Source organism: Pseudoalteromonas shioyasakiensis (genome assembly GCF_024518675.1).
GTDB lineage: Bacteria > Pseudomonadota > Gammaproteobacteria > Enterobacterales > Alteromonadaceae > Pseudoalteromonas > Pseudoalteromonas shioyasakiensis_B.
In genome coordinates, this window is sequence record NZ_JANIGL010000003.1 from 128325 (window position 1) to 141132 (window position 12808).

The following is a 12808-nucleotide window of genomic DNA, read 5'->3' on the forward strand; positions in this document are numbered from 1 at the left end:
CCCTTGAATGTGAGTGCTGTCAATTATGCGTGTTGCGGTTAATCATTAGCAAGCTTTGCTGTAAGTTATCGCGCATTTATTTACTTAGGGAAAATGAATTGTTAAATTGAATAATCAAATCCTCATATAACCCTAATTAAATGAATAAAAAATTACTTGCTTTGTCTATCGGTCTATTTAGCTTGGCGACAAATGTGCATGCCACCACTTACCTTAGCGCAAAAGCCATGCTTGATGTTGCTACAGGCAAACTAAAAAGTCAGCCCTTGATAACCATTAATGATGGTGTGATCACTAACATTGACTATAAAAAATCGCCGACTTTAGCAAAAGGTGATGAACATATTGAACTACCTGAATTAACCTTACTTCCTGGTTTGATGGATATGCACGTCCATTTAACCAGTGATCCAACGGTGCCAAGAAGCGAGCGTATTGGTCAATCAGTGCCACGCCAAGCAATTAAAGCGGCTTATTTCGCTGAAAAAACATTAAAAGCAGGCTTCACCACGCTACGTAATGTTGGCGCAGGTGGCTACAGTGTTATTGCAGTAAGAGATGGTATAAATGCCGGTGATATTACAGGTCCTCGTATTTGGGCTGCAGGCCCATCACTGGGTGTGACAGGCGGACACTGTGATAACAACCGACTACCACCTGAAATGAAATATACCGCAGAGGGCGTGGCTGATGGCCCGTGGGCAGCAAGAGCAAAAGTGCGCGAAAACATAAAGTATGGTGCCAACGTTATTAAATTTTGTGCCACGGGGGGAGTATTCTCTAAAGGCACAAAAGTGGGTATTCAACAATATAGCCAAGATGAAATGAATGCCATTGTTGATGAAGCCCATATGCGCGGTGTGACCGTAGCAGCTCACGCACACGGCACCAGCGGTATAAAAGCTGCAATAGTAGCCGGTGTCGACAGTGTTGAACATGTGAGTTACGTTGATGATGAAGCAATCAAATTGGCAAAAAAACACGGCACCTGGTTTTCTATGGATATTTATAACACCGAATATACTTTAACCTATGGCGAGCAAAATGGTGTTGCTGAAGAAAACTTAGCAAAAGAGCGACTTGTTTCAAAAAGACAACGGGATAGTTTTTCTCGTGCTGTAAAAGCCGGTGTTAACATGGTGTTTGGTACTGATGCAGCTATTTACCCACATGGCGACAACGCAAAACAGTTTTCACGCATGGTTGAGTTTGGCATGACACCGCTACAAGCCATTCAATCAGCTACAATTAATAGCGCAAAGTTACTTAAACAAGACAGTAACCTAGGTCAAATTAAAGCCGGCTTTGCAGCTGATATAATCGCCATTAAGGGAAACCCGCTTGAAAATATTAGCCAACTTGAACAGGTTGAATTTGTGATGAAAGCAGGTAAAACATACAAATAATCACGTTGATGGGGTTAATAATTAATCCCATCACCTTCCCCTCTTATAATTAACATTCCATGTTCGCAATTCAACCACTTGTTAACACATGAAAAAATAATAGTTACTACGATATTAACACACTAATTAATTACCTATTTCAATACATTTTAACTTGAAATGAAAACGCAACACATTATCATTACATAAAATTTCAAATGATAACTATTTATGACAACACATAAACTTTCTTTAATTACACTCGCCTGTTTAACTTCTTTTACTGCAATGTCTTCAGAGCAATCAGATCTTGAACATATCACGGTTTATCAAAAGCAAAACCAAGTCGTGCTTAACTCTGGACTTGCCACTAAATCTGATATGTCACTAATGGAAACTCCTGCTCCTATCGTTGTCGTTGATCAAGAGTTAATAAATTCACAAGGTGTCGATAACCTGCAAGATTTAGCACGTAATATCAGTGGTGTAACTCAAGCAGGTAATAACTACGGTATTGGCGATAACCTAATCATTCGTGGTTTAGGGGCCAATTTCACCTACGATGGAATGTACGGTGGTGCTGGTTTAGGTAATACTTTTAACCCCACCCGCTCGTTGACTAACGTTGAAGCAGTTGAAGTGCTAAAAGGCCCTGCAACCGGTTTATACGGCATGGGAAGTGCAGGTGGTGTGATAAACCTAATTGAAAAAAAGCCACAATTTGAAGCCCAGCACACAGTGCAAGCTGAAGTAGGCCAATGGAATACTTACTCACTGTCGTTTGATAGCACAGATGCAATCACAGATAACCTTGCGTACAGAGTTAATGCTAAAACCGCACGTAGTGATGGTTACCGTGATTTAAAAGATGACCGTGATGAGATATACACATCACTAAAATATGTGTTTGATGATAAGCAAGATATCATGATATCTGCGGCCTATATCAAGGATGCAATTGCCGTTGACTCTATCGGGCACCCTATTCGTATTTATAATGCAGAGTCGGTAAACGGCAAAACAGCAGGCGAAGTAACTGGCGATGATTTAGTCAATGACCCTACAATGGCTGGTTTACAATTGACCGATGCACAACGTGAGCAACTTGCCAACTCTCTATCTGCCTCTGATGGTTTAACACCTTATTCGTTTGGTCATAACGGGATCATTTCACCCATGGCCAAAGACAATGAAGGTGAAGAGCTGCGCTTTAAACTGACCCATAATTATTATTTAACTGATAATTTATTTTTAAACCAACAATTACAATATCGTAATTACGAGTCTAGCTTTGCGCGACAAACTGGTGCCTATAACTACGTTTATTGGCAACGCAATGGTGTGATCAACGAAGCCCCACGTGCGCCGCTTGTTATTGACGATGTACTTTACCCATATGCTGCGCGCAGGCAAGAATTTCGCCAAGTACAGGCGGATGAAAAATCATGGCAATACTTTGCAGACTTACGCTATGACTTTAGCCTAGGTGATATCGATAACGAACTATTAGTTAATGCCAATTACGAAGACCGTGATGTACGTTTCACACAATATTCGATTTGGGATAAAGATTACGTGCTCACCGATGAAAACGGCGACATCACTTATCAAGGTTCTTTACCTTATATTTTAGATATTCGTGACCCAAATTGGGCTGAAGGTGAATTTAGTGATTACGATCCGCTAAAAACCAGTAATTACAATAAAAAAGTACAAGCGTGGGGCGTTGGCATTCAGCACGTAGCCTATATACACGACACGTTTACCACCCGTATTGGTGTTGCCTTTAACGAAATTACACAGAAGTATGAACACTTTGGTGTAGACGCCCGTTACCGTGCAAGTGCCGCAGCTGCAACACCAGAAGCAAGCACTTCCGATAATGGCTTAACCTATAACTTAGGTGCAACTTATAAACCAAGCGATGATATATCAGTATTTATAAATCACTCTAAAGGCCACACCGCGTATAGTGTGTTAGGTTCAGTTGCAGGCAATGAGGCCGACCGTGAAGATGCACAGTCACTTAGCACTGACTTAGGTATTAGAATGAAAGGCTTTGATGACCAATTACTGGCCTCATTAGTGGTGTTTGATACCGCGCGAACTAACTTAGAATATGACAACCCAGCATTTGATGATATGAACCCCGATCCCTCAATTCCTGAGAGTTTTTTTGATGGTGAAGAAAAAACCCGTGGTGTTGAATTTGACTTAAATGCCTATTTAAATGAGCAGTGGAAAGTGAATATCAATGGTGTTTACCAAGATGCCCGTGATAAGAAAAACCCCAACTCAAGCACATTTGATACCCGCCAAAAAGGCGTGCCCTATGTAACGGCCAGTACATGGTTAACCTATAGTGCACAGTGGTTTGAACTTTCACAGCCATTAAAAATAAGTGCCGGTGTTAAATATGTAGATGACCGTAGTACTAACTCAACATCATTCGGTATTCCCAATGGATATGTACCAAGTTATACAATCTACGATGCAGCACTGAGTTATAACGCAGATAAATGGGGCGTACAGCTAAACTTAAATAATTTATTTAATAAAGTGTATTACTCTAAAGCAATGTTTTTAGGTGGCATGCCAGGTGAAGAGCGCAACGCTAAGTTAACCTTGAGTTATAAACTGTAAGTTTATCAGCTATTAAAAGTTGAGTGTGTAAGCGCACTATGTGCACTTTACACACTCTTTTTTCAGTCCTTAATAGCTGAAACTTCCACTGATTGCTAAATTATAAAGAAAAGATGTAAAACACATAACCAAAATAGAAACAACCGCAAACTAAATTACATGCACAGCACAATTTACAGGCAAATATATGCCGTTACTTGTAGTAAATCTTGCTATCAAGTTTCAGCGTGCTAGCATAGTTTTCATTATTTATTGAAACTTAAAAAGCTATGACATTATCTGAAAAGAACTATGCATTTGTAATGCATTGTGGCGAAATGGGCAGCCGTTGGGGATTTAACCGTACTATTGGTCAAATGTGCGGGTTACTTATCATTACCAAAGAACCGATGACAGCCAATGAAATCGCGGATGCATTAAGCATTTCTCGCGGTAATGTCAGTATGGGCATCAAAGAGCTGCAATCATGGCGCTTAATTAAAGTGCAGCATATTCCCGGCGACCGCAAAGAATACTACGCACCAGCAGGTACAATTTGGGACATGGCCAACCGCGTATTTGAAGAACGTAAAAAACGCGAAATAGACCCAACACTCAGCCTATTACGCGACAATATTATAGAACAAGCCCACAACGATGATGAACGTTTCGCTCAGCAACAAATGCAAGAAATCCACGACTTGCTCGAAACCGTTACAAAATGGTCAGCCGAATTACAACGCCTAAGCCCAGAACAACTACAAAGCTTAATGAAACTAGGCTCAGGCATAGGTAAAGTACTCGACTTTAAAGATAAGATATTGAAGAAATAGAGTTTGCGAGGGACGAGAGTAAAGTTAGCGAGCTTTATTGTTCTAGGTTCTAGGTTCTAGGTTCTAAAAGTTTTAACCACAGAGGACACCGAGATCACAGAGAAATATACAAGAATTAATGTTCTAACTCTGTGCAGCGCGAAGCGCCTTTGTGTTCTCTGTGGTGAATAAAAAGATAAGTTGTACTAGTAACTCCCCACAGACAAATACAGTATTTAACCTCATACACATCGAAGTTATTTAGCTTTCTGCTGACTGAGTACTTTGAGCTAGTTAAGTAGTCGTTTGCTCACATATTCAAGGATATGAACGACGCGCGTATATTATTCCACTTAGCTTTGTTTGAAAGATAATAGAAAACTTAATGATAGTAATATCTTAGTTAATTTGTTAAAAATATATAAATATGAGTGTGTCGGAGCAGAAATATCCGCCCTTCGCGCACTATAAAATTGTTGTGTGTCTCTATAAGCACTAATATAAGTGCCGTGGAAAACATCTAATGCACGAAATGTTTCGAAAGAGATTAATTAAATAGAGGGCTCGCCAAGCTGTGATCGACAAAGCTTTAGTGCATTGGGAAAAGATAAAACATAAATCCATTGCGATTAAGATAAAAGCCAAAGAATCGTTGATTCTTTGGCATGCTAAAGGTTGGCAGCATGCCTATTTCCTAAAAAACTGGTTTTTCGAAATTAAGTCGAACTATGGTGGCAGGCTAGGATTGATATTTCTAGCGGTGCTAATAGTGACAAGCGCAATATTTGTTCCAGCGCTTCAAGGTTATTTTGAACCATATTTTTCCGAACCAGAACGACTCGACTCGATTAGGGCACTTTTTCTTACTCTTGGTGGCGCCTTGATCGGTGCTACCGCTATCGCGTTTTCACTCATCATGTTTGCAATGCAGGTTAATGTTGAGCGTATGCCGCATGGCTTATTCAGGAAATTTAGCTCAGATATAAAGCTGCTTGGAGCATTTGTTGCGACATTCTCATTGGCGGCGATCATCGCAGGGTTGTCACTGATACCAGATAAATCCTGGGTGGCTAGCGCTACTGCAGCAACAGCCTGGTGTTCGTTGTTAATTATATTGCTATTTGTGCTTGCGTACCGCAGAGCGCTTACTTTGATTAGCCCTACTATGCAGTTGGGGTTGGTGGTTGCTGATACGAAAAAGAATTTTAAAATATGGGATAGAGCCATAAAACGGACGGCGCCGATATTTCAAGAAAATGCAAATGCTGGAACAGAAGATGAGGAAATCAGAAGTAAATATGACATGGATCGTGTCACATATTTTCAGTTACACCCAAATTGGACAACATCAGCCGAGAAAGCAATTTTCTATTGCATTACCTTTTCAAGGCGGTACGCAGAACAAGGCGATCACGAGGTTTCACGAGTTGCGCTTAATGGAATAGTCGCAATCAATGCGTTGTATATTAAAACAAAAGGAAAAACATTTTTCTCAAACAACTATTTTTTCGATAACCCGCTGTCGTCTGATAGATTTCTGACAAACACACTTGAGCATTTGCGGCAGAATGTGCAAGTAGGTATTTCACGAAAAGATGAGCAATTCATTGAGCAAAATCTACAGAGTCTACTTCATCTCACACAACTTTACCTATCCATTGAATATGGAGATGAGCATGCTGTACGGTCTCATGCCCATCTAATATCAGGCTATCTGACAAGCGCTGTAGAAAGTGTTATTCCGCATGATATGGCTGATGTGTTAATTGAAGGTGTATCACTGCTAGGAAATGCAGCTAGACTTATCGTTGCACATGACAAGCCTGAGTACACAGCCTCTATCTCGGAGAAAATTGCATTTATAGCTTGCACTGGTGCTGTTAATAAAAACTACCAGCCGGTATCCCAAGTAGCAGTTAAACAGCTTGCAACTCTCACTTTCGAATTACTACGGAGCAAGTCATGGGATGTGCGCTATGCAGTCAAAGAGGTGCGAGATGATGTAAAACTGATTGCAGAAATGTATCTCAAGATACCTGATGGACCGCTAACGAGAGTTCATAGCACAAGCTTAGCGCCTTACTACTCCGGAACCAGCAACGATACATTAATGGCATGGTTGACGGAATTAGCAAATGCTTTATCAAATGCAGAACCCGGTGATGAAGCAGCACAAAGAGTTATCGGCCATATAGAAGAGTGGGCAGATGGGTTATATCAAACAGAAAAAGAATTATTATTGCTGGCGATTGAGAAAAGATCGCAACTTACGTTCGATTTAGTCCACTGGATAGTACATATCACAAAATTACTCCTAGCTGTTTCTTGTTCGGATGTTTGCGATGATCATCATAGAGACAATCTAAGAAAATCGGCTCATTGGTTGATTTATGTGCTTTCATGGATTCCTGATGATGAAGAGACAATAAAGTTTATAGAAACTTACCGTATCGCAGATAAAATATTCGAGTCCGCAGTAGATGCACATAAACGTGGTTGTGATACGGAAGCACTTGAAATTCGAGACCTACTTCTTAGCTGGACACGTAAGGTAGGTAAATATCAGACTGGTTGGGCATCCTTAGAAACAGCTTGTTGTGGGCTGGCGTGCTTAAATCTTATCCTTGAGTTGTCAGATGAGAAGCTATTAGCTGATATTGATACATATATTTCTAAGGAAAATGCCCCTACTTTTGATTTTCGTTCAAGAACCGCCTCTGATCTACGTGAAGAAGCAGATAAATACCGATCCGGATATGGTCACGGTAATATAGACATGGCAATGGCACATGTCGACCAATCGAGAATTAGAGTGCTGCTGCATGGAATAGCAGACCATTTATGCCCTGAAACTCATAATACCAAACCTGCTGAATCTTCGGATGAAAAATGAGATTTGCCACACAATCGGGTAGCCGGAGGTCTCTAACCTCCAGCCCCCACACCACCCATCATGCGGGTCCGCAATGGGCGGTTCACCTCCCGTAATGAATATTGATCCAAATACCTCTCAATGACGCTAAACCTTGTGATGCTAAGTAGTTATTGCCTAGCGCAATGTTAATTCCTTTTGTTTTTGAGCTTCTACAAGGGCCTTCGCTTCCAAGCGCCTACTTTTGGTACTGGTGATACCACAGGCTATGGCGAGTCGTTCGCTAACACCCAATTTCATTAAACTGCGTACTTTTGTGCGGGCTATTCCTTTATAGAGAACGCCATTGCTGCCAGTAGCACATCCTTATCCTACGGCGAATCCAATGTTCTAAATCCACCGTTAGCTATAAAGACAAAGGGGTCAAATCTTGTCTTCACAAGACAAAGGGGTCAGAGACAAAGGGGTCAAATCTTGTCTTCACAAGACAAAGGGGTCAGAGACAAAGGGGTCAAATCTTGTCTTCAGACATCAAATCATTTTAACTCTGTGCTTATGACACAAAGCAGTCTATTTTCTACCCTGTTACTTATAGTTTTTAATATCTACTCTTAAGCACAGCGTCTCTTGCCCTCTTTGTGAAAAAATCACTTAAAGGCTTTAAACACACAATGCGAGAGCAAGAATACTTGATAATACTGAGCCAAAATGCAGACTGATGGGGTATTTTTTTGTTGGGTTTCGTTACACTCTACCCAACCTACGTAGCCAATTTTAACGCTGAACTTACCGCTTAAAGCTTACCGCTCTAAACTAGCTTTTATATCTACTCTTAAGCGCAGCGTCTCTTGCCCTCTTTGTGAATGAATCACTTTAAGAGCTTAAAACACACAATGCGAAAGCAAAAATACTTGATAATGCTGAGCCAAAATGCAGACTGATGAGGGATTTTTTCGTTGGGTTTCGTTGCACTCTACCCAACCTACGCAGCCAATTTTAACGCCGTTCTTACCGCTTAAAGCTTACCGCTTTTAGCTAGTTTATCTGTTTTAACAAACAAAAGCGCGAGATAAACTCGCGCTTTCTAAAAACACCCTAGAACCTAGTTACCTAATTACTTACTAAATCGCTGGATAACCAATGCGGTCTGATAAGTAACCTACGCTGGTGGCGAAGTAGTATGAACGGTTCCAATGCATGAGCGCTTTGTAGTTGTCATAAGTTAAGTACATACGACCGCCCATGTCATCTGGCATTACAAGTGCTGCGGTTACATCAACATTGGGTAAATCGGTGCCGTCCATTTTACGAACGCCAAGGGCTTGCCAATCAGCAAGTGAACGCTCTGATTTAGCCCAGTATTCGAGCCACTGTTTGCGGGTTTTGGTGCCGCGTTGTAATACATAACTTGAATCAAACCCATCCGGTAATTGCACTTGGCGACCCCATGTAAGGTCGTCATTCCAACCAGCTTGTTTTAGGTAATTGGCAATGGAAGCAAAAGCATCAGCTTGGGTGGTCCAAATGTCTTTACGGCCGTCTTTATCGTAATCAACCGCGTAAGCATTAAATGAGGTTGGCATAAATTGCGTTTGCCCCATCGCGCCTGCCCACGAGCCTTTGAATTTATCTAATGTAATGTGCCCGGCTTTTAAAATATCGAGCGCGGCCCAAAGTTGATTTTTGTACATGGTTTCGCGGCGACCATCAAATGCAAGAGTCACAACCGATGAAATAACATTATGGCCACCTTGGATTTTACCAAAGTTACTTTCAAGGCCCCATAGTGCAACAATAAAACGCGCCTGAACGCCAAACTCGTCTGCCACTTGCTCTAAAATTTCTTTATTTTCAGCGTATAATTTACGTGCGCGGTCTATTTTCCATTGGGGAACGCGTTTTGGTAAATAAGTTTCTAGCGTTTCAACCACTTCTGGTTGGCTTTTGTCAGCTGAGATTACTTTTTTCTTAAACTTAGCAGTGGCAAATGCATCTTCTATTAGTTGATTGTCGTAGCCCTTTTCTGCTGCTTCTTGTTTAAGGTTAGCGACGTATTCGTCGAACTTTTCTTGGGTATTGGCCAGCGCCGATGTGCTAATACAGGCACTGCAAATAATAGCAGCCAACTTAGTGGTTAAATTTTTAGTCACTTTCAACTCCATTTTGTTTTTTGAACTCAGCGAGTAAGTTTTCCTCTGGTGGAGGTAGTTGCAAGTAAAACCCATCATCTGTTAACGCTTGCTTAACTGTATTTAAGTCTGCTCCACCTAAGTGTTCACGCTTTGCTAAGTTAATAATCATTACATAGTGTGGTTGACCAAACATGGCCAGCAAAGGTTCCGGAACCTTACTAAAATCATCTCTTTTTTCAACAAAAAGAAAGGTATCCGCTTTTTTCTTACTTTTATATACCGCAGTGAGCATTATGACCCTACTAAAATCTTGCTTAACAGTGCTGCACACTATAACATGAGAGTAATAATAAGTTAGAAAAATTAGATTAGAAATTTCATCTTAACCCATATAAATTAAGGCTTTATTCAGCCTGTGTTTATTTAATTTTATTTCTAGTCAAAAAAAATACAATTGAGTGTATATGTCGGACCAAATTTTTGAGTTAAAGGGAAATCTTTTTACATTATCAGTTTTACACTTGTACAGTACTGATATAAACCTTTTAGCAGAACAACTTTATGTAAAAATATCTCAAGCCCCTCGGTTTTTTGAAGGCGCGCCTATTGTTGTTAATTTAATTGAAGTTAAAAACAATGAAATAGATTTTGTTCACTTAAAATCGCTAATTGAACGTTTAAACTTTAATGCGGTAGGTGTGTGTAACGGTTCAGACGAGCAGCATACTCAAGCTAAATCGGCAGGCCTTTCGGTTTTAAATTATTCACAAGACGTTAAGAGTGAGCCTGTTAAACAGGAGCCTAATACATCGATTGTTGAAAAGACTGTTCATTTACCTGCCCAGATCATCAACGGCACTGTTCGTTCTGGTCAACAAGTGTATGCAAAAGATAGAGATCTAATTGTACTAGGTGCAGTCAGCCATGGTGCTGAGGTTATTGCCGATGGCAATGTACATATTTATGGCACTTTACGTGGGCGAGCAATAGCTGGCGCACAAGGTTTAAAAGAAGCGCACATTTTTTGCCAAAAATTAGAAGCTGAACTAGTTTCAATTGATGGTAATTACTGGATCAGTGACTCATTGCAGGGTGAGCACTGGGGTCAGGCTGTGCAGATACAACAAAAAAACGAATCTTTAGAAATTTCAGCTTTGGTTAAAGGATAAATCTTATGGCAAAAGTAATTGTCGTTACATCGGGTAAAGGTGGTGTAGGTAAAACTACGTCAAGTGCTGCAATTGGCACAGGCTTAGCGCTTAAAGGCTATAAAACAGTTATTATCGATTTCGATATTGGCTTACGTAACCTCGATTTAATCATGGGTTGTGAGCGCCGAGTAGTGTATGATTTTGTAAACGTAATTAATGGTGAAGCAAATCTAAATCAAGCGCTTATTAAAGATAAACGTGTTGAAAAATTGTTTTTACTTCCTGCATCGCAAACACGCGATAAAGACGCCCTCACCCGCGACGGTGTAGAACGCGTTTTAAACGAACTGAAAAAAGATTTTGATTACATTGTTTGTGATTCACCAGCAGGGATTGAAGCTGGCGCAATGATGGCAATGTACTTTGCCGACGAAGCAATTGTTACGACGAACCCAGAGGTATCATCTGTACGAGATTCAGATCGTATTTTAGGTATTTTACACAGCAAGTCAAAACGCGCAGAAGAAGGGCTCGAGAATATCAAAGAGCACCTGTTGCTAACGCGTTACAACCCAGACCGTGTTGAAAAAGGCGAAATGCTTTCTGTAGAAGACGTGAAAGATATTCTGTCTATCCCTTTATTGGGTGTTATTCCAGAGTCTCAAGCCGTGCTTAGCGCTTCAAACTCAGGCCAACCCGTTATTCTTGACGCTGAGTCTGACGCGGGACTTGCATATGCAGATGCTATAGAACGTTTGCTAGGTGAAACAGTTGATTTTCGCTTCTTAGATGTAGAGAAAAAAGGTTTATTCAAACGGATATTTGGAGGTTAATGTGTCTTTACTTGACTACTTCCGCTCAGAAAAGAAAAATACAGCATCATTAGCAAAAGAGCGATTGCAGATCATTGTTGCGCACGAGCGCTCACAACGTGGTACACCGGATTATTTACCACAGTTAAAACAAGACATTCTTGATGTGATACGTAAGTATGTAAATGTGAACACTGATGCAGTGCAAGTTCAGTTTGATCAAAATGAAGATGATTTAGCCGTACTTGAACTCAACGTCACTTTACCTGACGAAGAGAAGAAGTAATCATTGAAGGCGCTGATAAGCGCCTTTTTAGTCTTCTATAAACACTAAATAGGAGTATAAAGGATGAAATTTCTTATTTTTTTAGGCACAGTACGCGATAGCACGCCGCCACGACCTGCTCGTCTAGGTTTAAGGGTTGCGAAATCCTGCCTTAGTTGTTTACAACAAAATTATAGCGATCATCAGTTTGAACTAATCGACCCACTTGATTATGAATTAGACCCTATCTTCAAGCCACAGTTCGCTTATGCTAAAGGAAAAGCCCCGCAGCAACTTAATATCCTTGCTGATAAAATAGCCGCAGCTGATGGCTATGTTATGGTAAGCCCTGAATATAATCATTCTATGAGCCCTGCTCTTGCCAATCTGCTCAATCACTTTGCAAGTTCTTCATTTGCCTATAAGCCAAGCGCGATTGTTACTTATTCCGCCGGGCAATGGGGTGGCATGCGTGCAGCCGTTGGAATGCGCACATTTTTAGCTGAACTGGGTTGTTTATCGGTCTCCGCAATGATCCACCTTCCTAAAGCCCAAGAGGTGTTCAATGAAGATGGTTCTATACAAGAAGGTGAAGATGAAAGTGCGTGGCTAAATTACTATGGCCGCACATTTAATCAATTGATGTGGTGGGCGTCAGCAACACACCAATACAAAGAACATGTTAACCCCAACGAGCTGGTCGGAGATTTTAAAACTTCACCAACACAACGCAACGCGCCTTAAGCTATTTATTACA

At 40.8% G+C, this 12808-nt stretch carries 10 protein-coding genes and 1 pseudogene; 8 read left to right on the forward strand and 3 right to left on the reverse strand.

All coding sequences use genetic code 11. The features are described 5' to 3' along the window. The first annotated feature begins 140 nt into the window (after positions 1-140). From NQT69_RS10030 to NQT69_RS10045, 4 genes are all read left to right on the forward strand, one after another. Positions 141-1406, forward strand: a complete 1266-nt coding sequence (locus NQT69_RS10030; RefSeq protein WP_256827538.1) for a Xaa-Pro dipeptidase — start codon at positions 141-143, stop codon at positions 1404-1406. A gap of 210 nt (positions 1407-1616) precedes the next feature. Continuing rightward, the gene (locus NQT69_RS10035; RefSeq protein ID WP_256827539.1) at positions 1617-4028 is read left to right on the forward strand and encodes a TonB-dependent receptor; all 2412 of its coding nucleotides are present in this window, start codon (positions 1617-1619) and stop codon (positions 4026-4028) included. A 269-nt stretch (positions 4029-4297) separates the two neighbouring features. Continuing rightward, entirely contained in the window at positions 4298-4840 is a 543-nt protein-coding gene (locus NQT69_RS10040) for a GbsR/MarR family transcriptional regulator (RefSeq protein WP_256827540.1), read from the forward strand. Between the two features lie 553 nt (positions 4841-5393). Continuing rightward, positions 5394-7712: a DUF2254 domain-containing protein gene (locus NQT69_RS10045; protein ID WP_256827541.1), complete on the forward strand. Its 2319-nt coding sequence runs from the start codon at positions 5394-5396 to the stop codon at positions 7710-7712. Between the two features lie 82 nt (positions 7713-7794). Here NQT69_RS10045 and NQT69_RS10050 read toward each other — a convergent pair. From NQT69_RS10050 to NQT69_RS10060, 3 genes and pseudogenes are all read right to left on the reverse strand, one after another. Then, a pseudogene (locus NQT69_RS10050) lies at positions 7795-8091 on the reverse strand (hypothetical protein); the annotation flags it as partial. A 721-nt stretch (positions 8092-8812) separates the two neighbouring features. After that, entirely contained in the window at positions 8813-9853 is a 1041-nt protein-coding gene (locus tag NQT69_RS10055; RefSeq protein WP_256827542.1) for a lytic murein transglycosylase, read from the reverse strand. Beyond that, entirely contained in the window at positions 9834-10115 is a 282-nt protein-coding gene (locus tag NQT69_RS10060; protein ID WP_256827543.1) for a YcgL domain-containing protein, read from the reverse strand. Before NQT69_RS10060 ends, NQT69_RS10055 begins: the two co-directional genes overlap by 20 nt. Before the next feature lie 172 nt (positions 10116-10287). On the opposite strand from NQT69_RS10060, the gene minC reads away from it, so the two are divergent. The 4 genes from minC (at position 10288) to NQT69_RS10080 (ending at position 12795) form a co-directional block, all read left to right on the forward strand. Then, entirely contained in the window at positions 10288-10992 is a 705-nt protein-coding gene (minC, locus tag NQT69_RS10065; protein WP_256827544.1) for a septum site-determining protein MinC, read from the forward strand. Positions 10993-10997: 5 nt separating this feature from the next. Beyond that, positions 10998-11807 carry a septum site-determining protein MinD gene (gene minD / locus NQT69_RS10070; RefSeq protein ID WP_256827545.1) on the forward strand — a complete coding sequence of 270 codons (810 nt, stop codon included), beginning with the start codon at positions 10998-11000 and terminating at the stop codon, positions 11805-11807. A gap of 1 nt (position 11808) precedes the next feature. After that, on the forward strand, positions 11809-12072 hold the full coding sequence (minE, locus tag NQT69_RS10075; protein WP_087531477.1) for a cell division topological specificity factor MinE: 264 nt from the start codon (positions 11809-11811) through the stop codon (positions 12070-12072). A gap of 63 nt (positions 12073-12135) precedes the next feature. After that, on the forward strand, positions 12136-12795 hold the full coding sequence (locus NQT69_RS10080) for an NADPH-dependent FMN reductase (RefSeq protein WP_256827546.1): 660 nt from the start codon (positions 12136-12138) through the stop codon (positions 12793-12795). Positions 12796-12808: the final 13 nt, after the last annotated feature.

Bases quoted from the DNA above. Each gene is read 5' to 3' on its own strand.
- NQT69_RS10030 (WP_256827538.1), top strand. From the start codon at position 141: ATGAATAAAAAATTACTTGCTTTGTCTATCGGTCTATTTAGCTTGGCG.
- NQT69_RS10035 (WP_256827539.1), top strand. From the start codon at position 1,617: ATGACAACACATAAACTTTCTTTAATTACACTCGCCTGTTTAACTTCT.
- NQT69_RS10040 (WP_256827540.1), top strand. From the start codon at position 4,298: ATGACATTATCTGAAAAGAACTATGCATTTGTAATGCATTGTGGCGAA.
- NQT69_RS10055 (WP_256827542.1), bottom strand. From the start codon at position 9,853: ATGGAGTTGAAAGTGACTAAAAATTTAACCACTAAGTTGGCTGCTATT.
- NQT69_RS10060 (WP_256827543.1), bottom strand. From the start codon at position 10,115: ATGCTCACTGCGGTATATAAAAGTAAGAAAAAAGCGGATACCTTTCTT.
- minC (WP_256827544.1), top strand. From the start codon at position 10,288: ATGTCGGACCAAATTTTTGAGTTAAAGGGAAATCTTTTTACATTATCA.
- minD (WP_256827545.1), top strand. From the start codon at position 10,998: ATGGCAAAAGTAATTGTCGTTACATCGGGTAAAGGTGGTGTAGGTAAA.
- NQT69_RS10080 (WP_256827546.1), top strand. From the start codon at position 12,136: ATGAAATTTCTTATTTTTTTAGGCACAGTACGCGATAGCACGCCGCCA.